The organism is Corynebacterium sp. HMSC14H10, assembly GCF_001807105.1.
GTDB lineage: Bacteria > Actinomycetota > Actinomycetes > Mycobacteriales > Mycobacteriaceae > Corynebacterium > Corynebacterium jeikeium_D.
The window spans coordinates 1-16027 of sequence record NZ_KV787443.1; the positions used below are offsets into that span (position 1 = coordinate 1).

14 protein-coding genes are annotated in these 16027 nt (G+C 58.0%); 2 read left to right on the forward strand and 12 right to left on the reverse strand.

Annotated features, from left to right (window positions below):
• Positions 1-75: 75 nt before the first annotated feature.
• Positions 76-1353 (reverse strand): MFS transporter, encoded by a 1278-nt coding sequence (locus HMPREF3135_RS08595; RefSeq protein ID WP_070429051.1) that lies wholly within the window; start codon positions 1351-1353, stop codon positions 76-78.
• 261 nt (positions 1354-1614) lie between these two features.
• Between HMPREF3135_RS08595 and HMPREF3135_RS08600 the strand changes: the two genes are divergently transcribed.
• A complete protein-coding gene (locus HMPREF3135_RS08600; protein ID WP_070429052.1) occupies positions 1615-3192 on the forward strand; it encodes an NYN domain-containing protein in 1578 nt (525 codons plus the stop codon).
• A gap of 181 nt (positions 3193-3373) precedes the next feature.
• On the opposite strand, the gene HMPREF3135_RS08605 is transcribed toward HMPREF3135_RS08600, so the two are convergent.
• Positions 3374-4228 carry a PspA/IM30 family protein gene (locus tag HMPREF3135_RS08605; RefSeq protein WP_070439163.1) on the reverse strand — a complete coding sequence of 285 codons (855 nt, stop codon included), beginning with the start codon at positions 4226-4228 and terminating at the stop codon, positions 3374-3376.
• A 161-nt stretch (positions 4229-4389) separates the two neighbouring features.
• On the opposite strand from HMPREF3135_RS08605, the gene HMPREF3135_RS08610 reads away from it, so the two are divergent.
• Entirely contained in the window at positions 4390-5691 is a 1302-nt protein-coding gene (locus tag HMPREF3135_RS08610; RefSeq protein WP_070429054.1) for a serine hydrolase, read from the forward strand.
• Between the two features lie 93 nt (positions 5692-5784).
• Here HMPREF3135_RS08610 and trxA read toward each other — a convergent pair whose 3' ends face one another.
• The 10 genes from trxA to HMPREF3135_RS11330 form a co-directional block, all read right to left on the reverse strand.
• Entirely contained in the window at positions 5785-6165 is a 381-nt protein-coding gene (gene trxA, locus HMPREF3135_RS08615; protein WP_070429055.1) for a thioredoxin, read from the reverse strand.
• A gap of 142 nt (positions 6166-6307) precedes the next feature.
• A complete protein-coding gene (locus tag HMPREF3135_RS08620; protein WP_070429056.1) occupies positions 6308-7156 on the reverse strand; it encodes a fumarylacetoacetate hydrolase family protein in 849 nt (282 codons plus the stop codon).
• 89 nt (positions 7157-7245) lie between these two features.
• Positions 7246-8442: an acyltransferase family protein gene (locus HMPREF3135_RS08625; protein ID WP_070439166.1), complete on the reverse strand. Its 1197-nt coding sequence runs from the start codon at positions 8440-8442 to the stop codon at positions 7246-7248.
• A gap of 141 nt (positions 8443-8583) precedes the next feature.
• Positions 8584-10176: a replicative DNA helicase gene (dnaB, locus tag HMPREF3135_RS08630; protein WP_070439169.1), complete on the reverse strand. Its 1593-nt coding sequence runs from the start codon at positions 10174-10176 to the stop codon at positions 8584-8586.
• Positions 10177-10912: 736 nt separating this feature from the next.
• Positions 10913-11365, reverse strand: a complete 453-nt coding sequence (gene rplI, locus HMPREF3135_RS08635) for a 50S ribosomal protein L9 (protein ID WP_005511982.1) — start codon at positions 11363-11365, stop codon at positions 10913-10915.
• Between the two features lie 100 nt (positions 11366-11465).
• Complete coding sequence (locus HMPREF3135_RS08640; protein ID WP_005511984.1) at positions 11466-12032, reverse strand: single-stranded DNA-binding protein; 567 nt, start codon at positions 12030-12032, stop codon at positions 11466-11468.
• A gap of 121 nt (positions 12033-12153) precedes the next feature.
• On the reverse strand, positions 12154-12441 hold the full coding sequence (gene rpsF / locus HMPREF3135_RS08645) for a 30S ribosomal protein S6 (RefSeq protein ID WP_070439172.1): 288 nt from the start codon (positions 12439-12441) through the stop codon (positions 12154-12156).
• A gap of 311 nt (positions 12442-12752) precedes the next feature.
• On the reverse strand, positions 12753-12944 hold the full coding sequence (locus HMPREF3135_RS08650) for a hypothetical protein (RefSeq protein WP_016421704.1): 192 nt from the start codon (positions 12942-12944) through the stop codon (positions 12753-12755).
• A complete protein-coding gene (locus HMPREF3135_RS08655) occupies positions 12945-15422 on the reverse strand; it encodes a transglycosylase domain-containing protein (RefSeq protein ID WP_070439175.1) in 2478 nt (825 codons plus the stop codon). It lies immediately after the preceding gene.
• Between the two features lie 11 nt (positions 15423-15433).
• Positions 15434-15805 carry a DUF5318 family protein gene (locus tag HMPREF3135_RS11330; protein WP_224783765.1) on the reverse strand — a complete coding sequence of 124 codons (372 nt, stop codon included), beginning with the start codon at positions 15803-15805 and terminating at the stop codon, positions 15434-15436.
• Between the last annotated feature and the right edge of the window lie 222 nt (positions 15806-16027).

Genomic DNA, 16027 nt, shown 5'->3' on the forward strand with positions numbered 1-16027 from the left:
CCCGATGTGTCCACTTTCCGGGGGTCGGGCCCTACGGCTCGGTCTCTACTTGTCAGCAACTCAGCAACCGACCAATTACTTAGTCAGAGCCGCCTTGTCACCTGCGAGTCGTCGCCAAGCAGTGGCAGATGCGACACCCATCAGCGCACCCGCCCCCAGAAACACGCTGCCTGCACCCATCGCGGTAGCACCCACACCAGCAATCGGCGGCAGGATGACCTGCGCCAAGCGGTTACCCATTAGCCGGATGGACAACGCCTGAGCACGCACCTCGGCATCCACCAGGGAACTCACCCACGTCATCGACATGGGCATCACAAAGCCCCAGGCCAAACCGCAGATACCAACAGCAATAACCATGAGCCACGCACTCTGCAGCCACGGCATAGCCAAAAGCGGCATGACACCGGCACAAACTGCAATGATAAGGACCCGATTGCGATTAGCTTTGCGCAAAACAGTCGGCATGAGGGCTCGGGAAATAATCGCAAGACCACTACGCGCACCAAGGATCGCCGTCACCTCGGCAACACTAAAGCCCAGTTCACGTCCCAGCACCGGCACATATGCCGTCAACAGGTCAATGGCTACGATGACCGCAATTGAGACAGACATAGCGCTGGACATGCCATCGATACGCAGGATGCTTAAGACCGATGCGCCACTGGCTTCGGCCTGCGCCAGCCGCCTCTCCTCCATCCGGCTGCGGTCGCTAACAGTCGACGCCGGAGAATACTCAGTTGAGCTAGCAGCTTGCACTTCGGCGGCTGCATTTGCTTCGTGCCGTCGATAAGCAGTTGCGACCGGCCAGCCGATGACCAGGGCGACCGCACCGATTCCCGTCATCGTCCAGAGCGCGGAAGTGGTGGCGGTCATGGCGCTGCCGTCGTGGTTGGGAGTGAGCAGACCCGCACCGACGATGCCGAGGAACTGCCCGACGGAGATTCCAAGCGTGAAGTATGCAAAGAGGCTATCAAGCCCGGCGACGCCGCCACGCAGGTGCGAAACCATGCCTTGAGCGGCGATGAGCGTGGTCATGTGGGCAAAACCCAGGGCCACGTAGCCGATCAGAAGAATAGGTAGGTTCGGCGAGAGCGACATTACTGCTGCAGCGATGACGGTGGCGACGAGACCGGAGTACATGACTTCGGTGGCACGATGGCTGTCGACAAGCTTGCCGGCGGGAAGCGCAATAATAAGAGGTACAAGTGAAAATGCGGCAGTGAACCAACCGACGGTGGCGGCGGAACCGCCAAAATCGAGGACTCGCCAAGAAAGCAGCACGCGACCGCCGTTGAAAACCGCTTGCCCCAACACAGTAATGAGAACCAATAGGCCGAACCAGCGTCTCATACCTGTTTGTAACTCCCCTTCTCCTGTGTGGTCGCACTCTTCGCGGGGCGATTTCTTTGCACGTCAATACCTAAATTGATCGGTGCTTTCTCGTCGGCTCGCACTTCTGCCAACCCGCGAAGAACGGTCAAAGCAATGCGGCTTATTAAGAATAGTCCCTGAAGTTAAACATGTTTAGCGCATAGAATGAATTATTCGGGCATCCTTGTCGATGTAACCGGTTTTCTTATTTAGTTAATAAAGAATCAGGAATTAGGAGCCATGCTTGAACGCACATTGGTGTTCGTCGATACGTCATATTTACTGGCGAGCTTTTACAACTCGTGGGAAACCGGAGCCCGCGGGCAATTAGAAATCGACCTTAGAGAAGTAGTTAGTGTCCTTGACCGAATGATTAACCAGCAGCTGAACCAGCCAGTTCAGCGGCAACTTTGGTACGACGGCATCCCGGAGTCGGGGCCGCATCGTTACCAGCGCTCACTGCGCACGATTGATGGTGTGCAGCTGCGCGCAGGTCAGCTCATTGAATGGGGTGACCGACGGACGCAGAAGGCCGTCGATACGCGACTCGTCGCAGACATGGTTGTCGCCGGCCTGCGCAACCAAGTTTCCGATATCGTGCTGGTCTCGGGCGATGCGGACATGCTGCCCGGCGTCGCTGAGGCTTCGGCCGCCGGTGTGCGCGTGCATCTCTACGGCTTCGGCTGGGACTCCATGTCCGGTGCACTTCGCCATGCCTGCGATTCGACGACAATCCTCGATCCCCGCGAGGACTTCGCCGACGCCATGCAGCTCAATGTCCTCGAGGGCCCAATCCCACCGGTCGTCCGCACGAATAAGCCGCTGGGCGATGCCGAACCAATCGAAGATCTCGGTGCCACCTGTGTACCGGATACGCGCATCACTCCTCCGGGCGAGGACTCGCTTGACGACGGCACGGAGAACACTCCCTCCGCTGCCGACGGTGATGTTGCTTCGCCGGAGGCCGGCTCTCCGGAGGTTCCGCAGGACCAGCGCGTTGTGCCATCCCCCACAGCTGACCGCGACTCCGACTGTCGCAGCGAAGACAATGCCGCAGCCACGCCGACGGCCAAGGCCGACTCGCCGAAGTTCAACGAGGTCGAACACGCGGCCAAGATGGGTGCCCGGGAAATCCCGGCGCAGGCTGAGCACCGCGCTGAGGTAGAGCGCACCGGCGGTTTGGAAACTACACAGGTGGATTCCGCTGCTTCGGGCGTTTCGGCTGACTCGCCAACACAGCAAACGCAGCCAACGCAGCCAGCACAGCCTTCTCCAGCGGCCATGCCCGGCGCGACAGTCAACACTGGCAGTGGGGCTGGTAACGACACTGCGAACAACACCGGAGCCGAGAATGCAGGCGCGTCTGCCCCCGATTCCGCGTCGTCGACTGCAGTTGGCAGTGGGGGGTCGGCGACGGAGCCGTCGACAAGCGAAGACGGTGCCAACACGAGTACGCCGAAACCAAGCCCGCGGCCGAATCCTTCGATGATGGCGCCAAGGAGGAAGCTGCGTAGTCGATACGTGCCCCTGCCGAACGAGGTGTGGGCATCCGCGGGTTTTCAGACGCCGTTCGATGTGGGACAGCAGTACGCGAACTGGTGGTACGAGAATATTGCGAACGAGCAGGCGCGCGATAGTGCCCACTTGCTCTCTGGTGGTGGGCTGCCACCGGACATTGATCGTCCGCTGCTGCAGTTTGCGTGCGAAACCCTGCACGAATACACGCTGACGGAGACGCAGCGCGTCAATCTGCGCGATGGTTTCCACGCCGGTATCCGCGGAGTGCTGCTCGCGCGGAAGAACGGCGAATTGGAGTAATAGCGCGCCTCACGGATTCGGCAGTTTCGGTGGCTTCAGCACTGCTGGCGCTACTGTCGCTGCTGGCGCTGCTGGTGCGAGAAAGTGTCGGGGTTTATGTCAGTTTAGGGTGGTTTTTCCCGCTCAAACTGACATAAACCCCGACACTTTCTTGTTGACGATTGTTGGCAACTGGTGAACGCTACTTCGCTTCGTCTGCGTCCGTTGTGGTGTCCTCAACGGCCTCAACGGACTCGGCGGACTCGGCGGACTCGGCGGCCTCCAGCTCGCCGGCGTTATCCTTCGCGGCAGAACCGGATTCGAGAGCAGCGCTTTCATTATTCATCTGGGCACGAATTTCGGCCAGACGCATGTCGGCAGCGGCATCGCGAGTCGAAGTCTCGATCTCAGCCATGCGACCTGCTTGTGAGGATTCCGCGAGCTCCTGAGCGCCCAACGCATTGGCGTAGCGGCCTTCAATCTTCTCACGGACCGAATCCAAAGTCGGCACATTCGGATCCTCGGAAATACCCTGCATGCTCTGGAGAGTCTTCGACGCGGTCTCTTGCATCTTGGCCTGATCCGCCTGCGACTCCAGCTTGCGGATATCCTGCTTAATCTGCTCGTAGCGAGCCTGCGACTGCTGCGCCTGACGCTGTGCCTCCTCAGCAGCAGATACGGCCTGCTGGTGGAGCTGCGTAGTATTTTCCAGCTCCTTTTCAACATTCACCAGCTGGGTGGCAAACACCTCAGCAGTGCTTTCCATCTTCTGTGCAGTGGCCCCATCGCCCTTGGCACGAGCCTGATCCGCGTTGGCGAGTGCCTGGCGGGTGTTCTCGGTAATCTTGTCACGCTCAGAGGTCAACCGCCCCAGCTGCATTTCCAGCTGATTGCGGTTGCCGATGATAGCCGCAGCCTGACGCTGAATCTCCTGATGGCGCTGACGCTCGGCCTCAGCTGCCTGTGCAATCTGAACCTTCGGATCCGCATTGTCCTCGATTTTCTTATCAAACGAAGACATCATGTACTTCCAGCCCTTGGCAAATGGATTAGCCATGCAAATCCAACCTTCCTCAACATATGCGGAATAACTAATCGGAACCGAGAAGATTCCATCTCTTAAAAAATTGTACGTGAGCTAGCTCGCTCTCTCTCGGCAAACGGAAAGAGCTGGTTACCGACAAGCAAGACTCCCCCAGAGTTGTAAACTCTCTAAACATGGTTCATTGCCCTCAACGCGCGTACCGCGGACTTGCCGCGAGTCTCGCCGCGGTAATTACTCTGTCAGCAACTGCGCCGCTGGCTAACGCGACAGTCACCGCAACTGCTGACTCCACCAATACCGGCGCATTTTCGCAGGTAGTCGTCGCAGCTCCATCCTCAACGGAGCCGACTAAGCCCTCCGACGCAAAAACCAAGAAGACCACCGAAAAACCAGCAGGAAAGGCTCCCGAGAAGCACACAGGGAAAACCGCGGAGAAGTGGGCGGAACAGTCGGCAGAGAAGTCGGCAGAGAAAACCTCTTCAACGACATCGGAAACGTCCTCAACGGAGCCGTCGGAAAGCACTGCGAAAAGTGAGCCGAAGGCGTTTCCCCCACTTGTGCCAGGGGCGAATACCCAGTGGGGCCTTGGCGTCCAAACTCGTCTCGACCAGGTGACCGAGAAGTTTGATGCTAAGGGCGGCATGCTCGGCATGGGCATCCTGGATCGCCAGACCGGTGAGTTCATCTGCAACGCACACTGTGATGATGTTTTTCGCCTCGCCAGCCTGATGAAGGTATTCATCGCCGATGTCGTGGCCTACTCCAACTACACACAGCCGAAGAAGGGCGAGATCGTCGCTGGCCAGGGCGATATGCCGGTTGAGGGCAACCCTGATGCCATGCTGCGCGACGACATGATTCGATACTCCAACAATGAAGCAACTGACGAGCTGTGGGATTCCTACGGCGGTGTACGCATCGTTGACAATGTCCGGCAGCGCTACGGCCTGTCGGATAAGACCGTCGGCTCGCCTATGTGGGGAGCCACCACTAGTACGCCAGCCGACATGGTCGCCTACTTTGACCGCATGCTGAGCGAAGAAGGCGGACTGAGCGACACGGAGACCAAATACATGCGTCAGCTGATGTACTCACTGCCGCGTTACTCCTACGGCGATGCAGACCAGAACTTCGGTCTGCGTGCAGCGCTACCGAAGGAAACGATTGCCAACAAATCCGGTTGGTACGAAGAGCAGCACACCACTGCCGGGTTCCTTGGCGACGATGACCGTTACGCTATCGCGGTTCTGGGCAAAAACCTGACCGCCAACGACCTCACCGAAGCTGTCAAGCACGTGTTCCCGAGCGGGCAGGTTCTGCCAACAGGTGAGAAGGAGACAAAGCATGCCCGCACCAGCGCACCACTGTCGATTGAGGAAAACTCAAACAAAGTCGCTCCAGCCCTGTGGGCACTAGTAGCGGCACTCGCTGGCTTTGGTATTGGCTGGCTCATTCGTGGCCAGCGCGCGGACTAGATACAAAAAGTCCCCGCGGGCTTGAGGCGCGGGGGCTCATGCGGCAGTGCTCTAAGTTGGAAAACGCACAGTATGCGGACTAAACCGCAGAATTTACTCGGTAGCGCTATCCTGTGCGGCCTGCTCGGCAATCTGCGCACGGACATCATCCATGTTCAGCTCCGAAGCCTGGCCAACCAGGTCGCTCAGAGCGGTCTCAGGCAGCACACCAGAGTGCTGGAACAGCAGGATTCCCTCGCGGAAAACAAACAGCGTCGGAATCGACTGAATGCCCAGGGCGGCCGAAACCTCCTGGTTGGCATCGGTGTCCAGCTTTGCGAACACTACCTCTGGGTGCTTCTCCGAAGCCTTCTCATAAATCGGGGCGAACTGGCGGCACGGACCGCACCAGGATGCCCAGGCATCAACGAGCACAATGTCGTTGTTCTGAATAGTCTCAGCGAAAGTCTCGTTCGTAATATCAACAGTTGCCATGGGTCTAACTCCTCTTACTCTTTAACGTCGTGTTCTAACTTCACGTTCTTTACGTAGGTTTTTACCCGTTAGTTCCCCACAACGCACGCGGGAGTCGATTCATTCCCGCCGGGTTCGCGGGGACGTCGTAAAGCGGCGCGTGCTAGTGGTTGATGCGGACAGTGTTGGCCTGTTTACCCAGGCCATCGATGGTGATGATCATTTCCTGACCATCCTGAAGGTAGGTCTGCGGGCTCATGCCGTGACCAACACCCGCCGGCGTTCCCGTGGAGATGACATCGCCCGGGTTCAGCTGCACGAACTGTGAGATGTAGGCGATTAACTTCGCCGGGGAGAAAACAAGGTCCGCAATCGGGGCATCCTGGCGCAGCTCTCCGTCGACATATGTGCGCACCCGTGCGGAGTCCGCATCGAAAGCATCTGCTGTGAGCATCCACGGGCCGAAAGCACTGGCGCGCTGCAACGTCTTCCCCTGTAGCCACTGCGCGGTGGCGTACTGGAAATCGCGCTGGGTGAAGTCATTCATAATCGCGTACCCAGCGATAGCGTCCTGTGCCTGCTCCTCCGACACCCGCAAGCAGGTCTCGCCGACGATAACCGCGAGCTCGCCTTCATAATCGAGCTTTTCCGCGCAGGCCTCCGGCACTCGGATATCATCCTTCGCACCGGCAACGGCATCGGCAAACTTCGCGAATAGCGTCGGCACCTCGGGACGCTCGTGTCCCATCTCATCGATGTGGGCGGCATAGTTCAGGCCGACGCAAACAATCTTGCCCGGCCGCGTGATCAGCGGCGCGAACGCCCACGTGCTCTCCGCCATGACGTTGTCAGGGTTGTTCCCCGCCTCCGCCAAGAGTTCTTCCGCTTCACGACGCCACGTTGGCCGCGCTAACACATCTCCGAGACAGTGGTCATCAAAAAGGACCGCTACGCCGTCGCCGAGAACAGCGGCGCGGGTTGCACCCTGGTATCGCAACGTTGCTAGACGCATGGCTTTCTCATTTCTTCATGGCTATTCTCTGTGTCACTTCTGCCGCCTGATCGGCTCTCGGTTCCACGCTACCGCCTTGTTGAGCTGAATTAGGAAGCAGGTTCGCTCTTTGGCTGACGCAGAGCCTCGCCTTCAGGCTGGGAGGGAAGATTCTGGCTGTGCTGAAGAGCACGCTGTCCCGGCGTAGTCATGCGAACTACCCAAGCAGGACGGACGAAGAGCCATCCGGCACCGATGGCAAGCAGCAACCTGTGCAGACCGAGACACAGCATCGCCGCGATGATGGCCACCAGCGGCGTCATGATGACCAAGTGTGGGTCCTTCGGCAGGATGAGGTCGCAAATAATCATGACCACAACCAACATTGGAATGTGCATGAGGAAGATAGGCAGCGTTCGGCCGCCAACCTTTTCAAAGGGCACAACTAGGCGAGTGTTCTGCAGCATCGCCATAACATTGATTGCAGCCAGTGCGCCAGTGGTGGACAGGTACACGCGGGTGAAGCCGACGTTGCCTTCGTTAAAGCTCGCGTAGGTCGCCTGCACCCAGATTGCCACCGACAGGAACGCCGTCAGCGTCACTAGCAGTGAGAGGCCGCTGCGACGCTGTGCCATCCGGAAGATCCAGGGCGCACCGTACATGCCCAGCACATAGAAGAACAGCATCTTGCTGACAAAGTCCCACGACCAGCTGGATGAGGCAAAAGGCGCCCATGCACTAATGAGGCCTGAAACGATGAGCTGAATCACCGGATGTACCCAGCGGAATGCTCGTGTGAGAATTGCAAATAGCGCCAGCGCCCACAGGAACCACAGGTAAGAAGTTGGCTCGATGCCCGCGTGAAGCGTGTTGTAAATTCGCGGCCCCCACGCACTGTGGTCCGTAATCGGCGGCGGAGACACGATGCCATCGGCATCCACGTGCGTATATGGCATGAGGAAAAGCACGAAGTCACGCAGTGGAACCCAAATCACGTAGAGATAGACCATCACCCAGATTCGGCGATTGGCCAACTTATGCCACGACTCCTTGAGTGCCTTGCCGGCGAACAGACCAGATAGCAGGAAAAACAGCGGCATACGGATTGGTCCGAGGAAGAAGTTAATCCCCGCCCACTGCGCCGTGTAGTAACCGTGCGCTTGCAGCTCTGTGATGGCATGGCCAAGCACAACTAATAGAATGCACAGCCCCTTGGCCGCATCTACCCAGCCGACGCGCTGTTTCGGCGCACTCTTATGCCTTTTAGCTTTGGTCTCCGCTGCCACGGGAGCGGCAGTTGGTGACATAGTGCTTCCCCGCTTCCCGACGACTCCGCGTAACCCTCAAAACCTTCAAAACCGTCAACGCACGAAAACTCGCCCCATTGACTGTCACTCACCTTACCTAGCCACCCGGATTGCACTAATTCTGGGTGGCTAGGCGAGGCCCTAGAGAGAACCGCTGGGCTCCTCCGCCAGGTTGGCGAACCTGGAGTAGTGCAGCTGGTGGGCCACAGCAATGCTTCCGGTCGGTCCACCACGGTGCTTTGCGACGATAATATCCGCCTCACCAGCACGTTCATGGTCAGCCTCCTGCGAGTCCGGCCGGTAAATCAGCATGACGATATCGGCATCCTGCTCCAGTGAGCCCGACTCACGCAGGTCCGAGACCTGTGGCTTCTTATCTGTGCGAGCTTCCGGACCACGGTTCAGCTGCGAAATTGCAATCAGCGGTACCTCGAGTTCCTTCGCCAACAACTTGAGCTGACGGGAGAACTCCGAGACCTCTTGCTGCCTGGACTCGACTTTTTTACCCGAGCTCATCAGCTGCAGGTAGTCGACCACAATCATCTTCAGATCGTGCTTCTGCTTCAGCTGACGTGCCTTCGCGCGAATCTCCATCATGGTCAGGTTCGGCGAGTCATCAATAAACAGCGGAGCATCGCGAATCTTGTCGCCGACCTCGACCAACTTGGTCCAGTCCCGCTCATCCAGGTCACCGGAGCGCAAAGATGCCATGTTGATCTTCGCCTCTGCGGACATGATGCGCATCATGATTTCATTGCGCGACATCTCCAACGAGAAAATTGCGCTGGTCATGCCGTTGCGAATCGAGGCCGAACGCATGAAGTCCATCGCCAGCGTGGACTTACCCACACCCGGTCGAGCCGCAATAATCACCATCTGACCTGGGTGAAGACCGTTTGTCAGCTTGTCCAGGTTGGTGATCCCCGTCGGCACACCCTGCGCCAGACCGCCGTTTTGGGTAATAAGATCCAGTTCCTCCAGCGTGTCATCCAGGACATCGGCGATGGGAACGTAGTCATTCTTCGTGTTCTCACGTCCAACACTGAAGATGAGCTGCTGCGCCTCATCCACCAGCTGCTCCGGCTCCGTGTCCTCCGCGCCCGCATAGCCGATCTGGGCGATCTTCGTGCCGGCCTCTACCAGGCGACGAATTGTCGCCTTCTCCGCAACAATTCGGGCATAGAACTGCGCATTCGCCGCCGTTGGCACCAGGGAGGCCAAGGTGTGCAGGTACAGCGGACCACCGATGCGCTCCAGGTCTCCAGTTCGATCCAGACGACCTGCCAGCAAAATGGGGTCAATTTCCGAGGACTCACCGTAGAGGTGCAAAATCGCCGAGTAAATCGTCTGGTGCGCCGGGCGGTAGAAATCCTCCGGTGTCAGCTGCTCATACACATCCGCAACGACCTCGGAGTTCAGCAACATTGCACCGAGCACACTCTGCTCTGCCTCGATATTGTGCGGCGGCGTGCGCTCAAAAGTCGCGCCCGCGACGGCACTCGCACGAGCGCCACGACCACGGTCTCGCTCCCAGTCCCGCGCCCCAGATCCGCTTGCCGACGATCCTTTGCCCGAGCTCTGCGAGAAGGAATACTCCTCCGGTGGCGCATCCTCTACCGGCGGTTCCGGAGGCAGCGGAACGTCATCGAAAGAATCATCGTGGGAATTTACCGAGTAGGACGACGCCTCGTCCCCTGCTCCTGAATGACCACCATCACCTACAGGCTGACTCATCGTGAGCAGCTCCTCCCCTTCTGGACCACTTAGGTGCCTTTTCAACCCTGTTACTGACTGACCGTCACAGTCAATATGTCTGTTCCGACCGCCAGCACTGGACACCAGACTACCTACCGCAGTTATACCTGTTCGAGCGGATTGACGGACCTGTAAAAGTACCCTTGAAGGCCCCAGAAAACAATCTTCCACGGGGTTTATCCCCGAAGTTATCCACAGCTCCTGTGGATAGGCCTGGGGAGAACATGTGCACAATCAAGAAAAGTCCAGGTGAACGGTCCGTAACCCTAAACCGCCGCTTGAATGTTAACGGGGGTAGCAGAGTTTCAACCCGAAAATATTCTATCCACGCAGGTCAGTACATATTTGCCTTAATCCTGCACAAATGTAATCCTCTGTTGCCCCTTTAGCATCGATGCTGCTCATGCGGAGATTATTAACGATGAATTAATAAAAATCTCGCACTCTCCAGAAAAGTTATCCACGGCAGTCAGACAAGTTACCCACAGGTTTATCCACAGCAATCATCGTTAGCCTGTGGACAAGTTGTAGATGCTCTTTCCAGCACCTGCGTAAAAGGCTTTAAGCCAGCCTTAAACCACGAAAAGCCCCGACCTTTCACTACGAAAGATCAGAGCTTCACGTGTGCTGTTGTCATTGGGCCTCAGAGCCCGCGCACATCCTTAGGCGCGGCGCTCGTCGGCCGCCGTCAAAGTAAAAACTTTAAACCGCGAACTTACGCGGCGACGACCTGTACGGAAACATGCGCGGTAATCTGCGGGTGCAGCGCGATGTCAACGGTGTGCTTACCAAGGGACTTGATCTGGCTCGGAGCAAGCACGACTGCGCGCTTGTCGATAGCCTGACCGGAAGCCTTACGAACTGCATCGGCGATGTCACCCTTGGTGACGGAACCGAACAGCTTGCCATTTTCCGAAGCCTTCACAGCAACGGAGACGTTGTCGAGCGAATCAATCTTCTGCTTGACTTCACGTGCATGGTCGAGGTCGCGGATAGCGCGAGCCTCCTGGGCACGACGAATGCCCTCGATCTGCTTTTCTGCGCCGCGGGTGGCAACAATTGCCAGTCCGCGAGGAAGCAGGTAGTTACGTCCGTAGCCGGCCTTGACCTCAACGATGTCGCCTGCGACACCGAGCTTGTCAACGTCGGCGGTGAGGATCAGCTTCATGATCCCTGCCTTTCGCTGGATATGTCTTTAAAAGACTATGAGAATTGTGGATGCTAAATCTGCTGCAAACTAGTCACGTAGTGCCGTGGCTGGAAGGAGCTTAGAACGGAGGCTCATCGCCGCCGAAGCCACCACCGGCCGGAGGAGCTGAGTTCCACGGATCTTCCGCAGGAGCTCCGCCACCAAAACCGCGATCGCTCTGTCCACCCTGGTTGCCCTGGTTTCCACCAAAGCCACCGCCGAAACCACCACCGGCATTTCCACCCTGGCCGCGGTTACCGCCGCCAAAGTTTCCACCGCCGTTGCGTGGAGTGCGCGTGACCTGAGCTCGAGCGAACTTCAGGGACGGACCCACCTCATCGACCTCAACCTCAAAGACGGTACGACGCTCGCCCTCGCGGGTCTCGTAGCTGCGCTGGCGCAGACGACCCTGGACGATGACACGCATGCCTTTGGAGAGACTTTCGACAGCGTTCTCCGCTGCCTCACGCCACAGGCTGCAGGTGAGGAACATGCCCTCGCCGTCAACCCACTGGCCATCTCGGTACACCCGCGGAGTCGACGCGACGCGGAAATTCGCCACGGCAGTGCCGTTCTGGGTGTACTTAAGCTCCGGGTCAGCAACCAAGTTGCCAACCACTGTGATTTGTACGTCTCCCTGAGCCATGCTTCTTCTCCTCGGTTGTATTCTGTCGAGCTGATGATGGGGCTTTCGCCCGCTATCCTACGGCTTTCGCACTACCGGTGTGCCCCATTCGAGCACTCTGGATACGCAAATATGACGCAGATTAACGATCAACCCGCAGCACCTTGGTGCGCAGGATGCTGTCGTTCAGATTCAGACGACGGTCGAGTTCCAGCACGGATGCGGACTCGCAGGTGAGGTCGACGACAACGTAGATGCCGTCTTCCTTCTTCTCGATCGGGTAGGCGAGGTGGCGCTTACCCCAGATGTCCACCTTCTCCACCTTGCCGTTCTCCTTGCGGACAACGTCGAGGTACTTCTCCAGGGACGGGCCTACGGTGCGCTCATCCTGAGACGGATCGATAATAATCATTACTTCGTAGTGACGCACGGACCTCATCACCTCCTATGGTCTAGTTCTTGTATTTCGGCTACACAGCGTGGTGCGCTGGCACTATCTTTCATGCCAACCGCTATGCAGCAGGAGGATCGTTGCGTCAAGCAACCCTGCCAGGGTACCGCAGGCAGAGGTATATGTCCTAATCGCAGGCGCCGTCGGCAAGCAGTACTGGCAAGCGGCGTCGGAGCACCGAATAGAAAGAGACGCACACAGAGCTACTGCGTGCGTCTCTTTGAATTGTGAAGTTGTCGCGTGCTTTGTGGGCGGTTAACGCTCTAGCAACTGACTACCTGGCCTGCGTCCTACATTGATGTCGAGGAAGCATGTGCCAACGCAATAATCACCGGAATGACTGTCGCGAATAGGAAAGCTGCTAGGCACAGAGCCCAAATGATTGCCGGTTTCCACTTCTGCATGAAGCCCCAAAAGGCCGTGCCGAACATCAGGAAGCCAATCGCGACGCAGACGATGGTGAAAATCACCCACGTGTCCACTTACTGTCCACCTCCAGGGTTACCGGGGTCTCCGCCGCCTTCATTGCCACCGCCGAAACCACCGCCTCCCGGAATCGGGATGGGCAGTAGGTCAGCGATTCCGCCGCCACCGCCGCCGCCATCGCCGCCCGGAACCGGAAGCGGTGCAGGCTGCTCCTCGGAGGACTCAGAGGTCGACTCCTCGGCCGACTCCTCTTCTGTGGTCTCCGGGGCAGAGCCCTGGTCATAGCCAGAGTCAGAGGTCGATGGCGCCTGGTACTGCGGTGCACCTGCGACACCACCGATTGGTTCCGGCTTGGTGAAGTACTCAAAGTCCTCGTTGGCCAGTGCGTTATCCATGGTGTACTTCCACAGATCGCCCGGGGTTTGGGCACCGTACATGATGCCACCATAGGCATTGTAGAGCGCCGAACCATCGACGTTGCCAACCCACACAGCGGTCGACAGCTGCGGTGTCGAACCAATCATCCACGCATCCTTGTTCTGGCCGGTGTCACCCAACTGCGTAGTACCGGTCTTGGCGGCCGACGGGCGACCACCACTCAAGGGCTTGTTGCTGTAACCGGCAATAGGCTCCATGGCCGATATCACATTGGTGGCGACTGCCTTGGAGACTCGACGATCGCCCTTGTCGGCATTGGACTCGTAAACAATCTCGCCCTTGGAGTTTTCAACCTTCTCTACGAAGTGAGTCTGCTGATAGACACCATCATTGGTCAGCGTGGCCAGACCAACGGCCATATCCAGCGGACGTGTGAGGTACTGACCCAAGGTAATACCGTCCTGCGAGTGACCGTTGTCATCCATCAGAGTCTTTTCAATACCCGGGATGGACTCGGCCACGCCCAGCCGATGGGCCATCTTGGCGGTGTCATCCGGGCCGTTCTTCAGGTCGCGCTGCAGGCGAATAAACGGGGTGTTCAGCGACTGCTTCAGGGACTCGTAAATCGGGAGGACACCACCGCCGGCACCACCGGCGTTGTACAGAGTGGCGTTACCGGACTGGACAGGTGCCGAAGAGTACTGCGCGGTCAGTGGAATGCCCTGATCGAGCGCTGCTGCCAGCGCAAAAATCTTGAAAGTAGAACCAGTCTGCAGACCGCTGTTTGCGTAGTCCCAACCAGTCGGATCGTCGCCACCGTAGTAGGCGCGGACAGCACCGGTCTTCGGCTCCACCGAAACGATGGCGGCACGCAAACCCGTTGACTGGTCGACGTAGGTTTCCATCGCATCGAGGGCAGCCTGCTGTACCGTCGGGTCAATGGTCGTCGTAATGCGAAGGCCGCCAGTGTTGACCTCCTGCTCGGAGATACCTTCGCGCTCCAACTCAGCCAGCACCTGATTCTTAATCATGGCAGCCGGGCCGGGCTCCGGAGCCTGCTTCGGCGCCAACGCCGGATCGATGGTCTCCGGGTACTGCATTCCCGCGCGGTCCTGCGGCGAGACGATGTTCATCTCCACCAGGCCATCGAGGACGTAGTTCCAACGCTGCTCAGCCTCTGGACGGTTAGTCCACGGATCCAGTGCGGATGGACGCTGAATCGAGGCTGCCAGCACGGCACCCTCTTCGGCATTCAGCTCACCGACTTCCTTACCGAAGTAGGCCTTCGACGCTGCCGCGATACCGTATGCGTTACGACCAAAGTAAATCGTGTTGAGGTAGGCCTCAAGGATTTCGTCCTTAGTCCACTCCCGCGCCATCTTCGCCGACATGACCAATTCCTTGGCCTTACGGGTCAGCGTGCGCTCATTGCCCACCACAGCATTCTTGACGTACTGCTGCGTAATGGTCGAGCCGCCACCGGCACTGGAATTACCAGTCACGACTCCCAGAGCCGCACGGGCATAACCAGTCAAGGAGAAACCCGGGTTGGTATAGAAATCACGATCCTCAGCTGCCAGCACTGCATTGCGTACAGCATCCGGCACCTTGTCGATAGTGATGTTGCTTCGGTTACCGCCCTCGGGGACGATGCGCGTGATTTCCTTTTCACCACTGCGGTCATAAATCACCGCAATCTGGCTATTGGCCAACTCCTCTGGCTCCGGCACGTCCGTTGTCGCATAAGCAACACCGAACACAACTACCGGCAACAGCACGACCAGCGCCACGGCTAGACCGAGCCACGCTAAAATTCGCCGCTTATTATCAGTCGGCTGTTCTTCTTGCGCCATCGAGCTTTCCTCTTCATGGTCATCTGGTTCATGGTCATCTGGGGCGTACTGCCCCTTCTCCGGGTCCGGCTCGCTTGCCGACGTCATCTCTGAACCGGTAGCCAGACCCTCGTCACTGCCACCGACCGAAACAGCATCAATGCTGTCGCTGGAATCGTCGTCAAGCGATGCGTCATCGGAGCGTGCGTGCGTATTGAAGGAATCAGCATCCGGCTGATCCCACCACTCGCCTGATGAATTAGAACCCTGGCCCTCGTGAGGGCTGTTAGGACCGCCTGGACTATCGGGTCGATCATTGCTCACGGGTGCTCTCCCTAGTTTTCTGACTCTTCTCGAGCTGCCTGAAGTGTCCGGGTCAGGAAACTCCACTTGCAGTCGGGGCACACCTCAACTTCTTTGACGGTGCACGAACCATATTCATTAACTATTGCGGATAATTCGTTTTCAGTACAAGCAGAGCCGGAACGACGGCCCAAGTTTTCTCCGAACACCCAGAATACGAGTCGGAGGTCGAATTTGCGACATACTGGGCACTCTTCCTGGGACTTTCTGCCGTGAAAACGCGCGGCAGCGACCAGCCGAGCATCGGCATCACAGAGTGATTTCCGTGAAATCTCCCCTGCACGCCACTGCTCCAATAACTGCTTTTTGAGCAAGGAGTGATCGATCTCGCCCTGCCATGTCATCACGAAGACAGATTAGCAGGCGCGTGCGGGCTGATTTCACCCCCGCTTTATCGGTAAACACATGCCCCCTCACGGTTCGGGCATCGGCAAAAAACGCATAAAGGTATAACGTCACGCTCGTTACCTCAATGCGTGCACCCACTCACGGCCGCACCGCTGGCGTAAGGCCCTGGTGCGGGTTCTGATGCTAGGTTCTGATGCGAGTTCCCGGTGTGAGTTCCC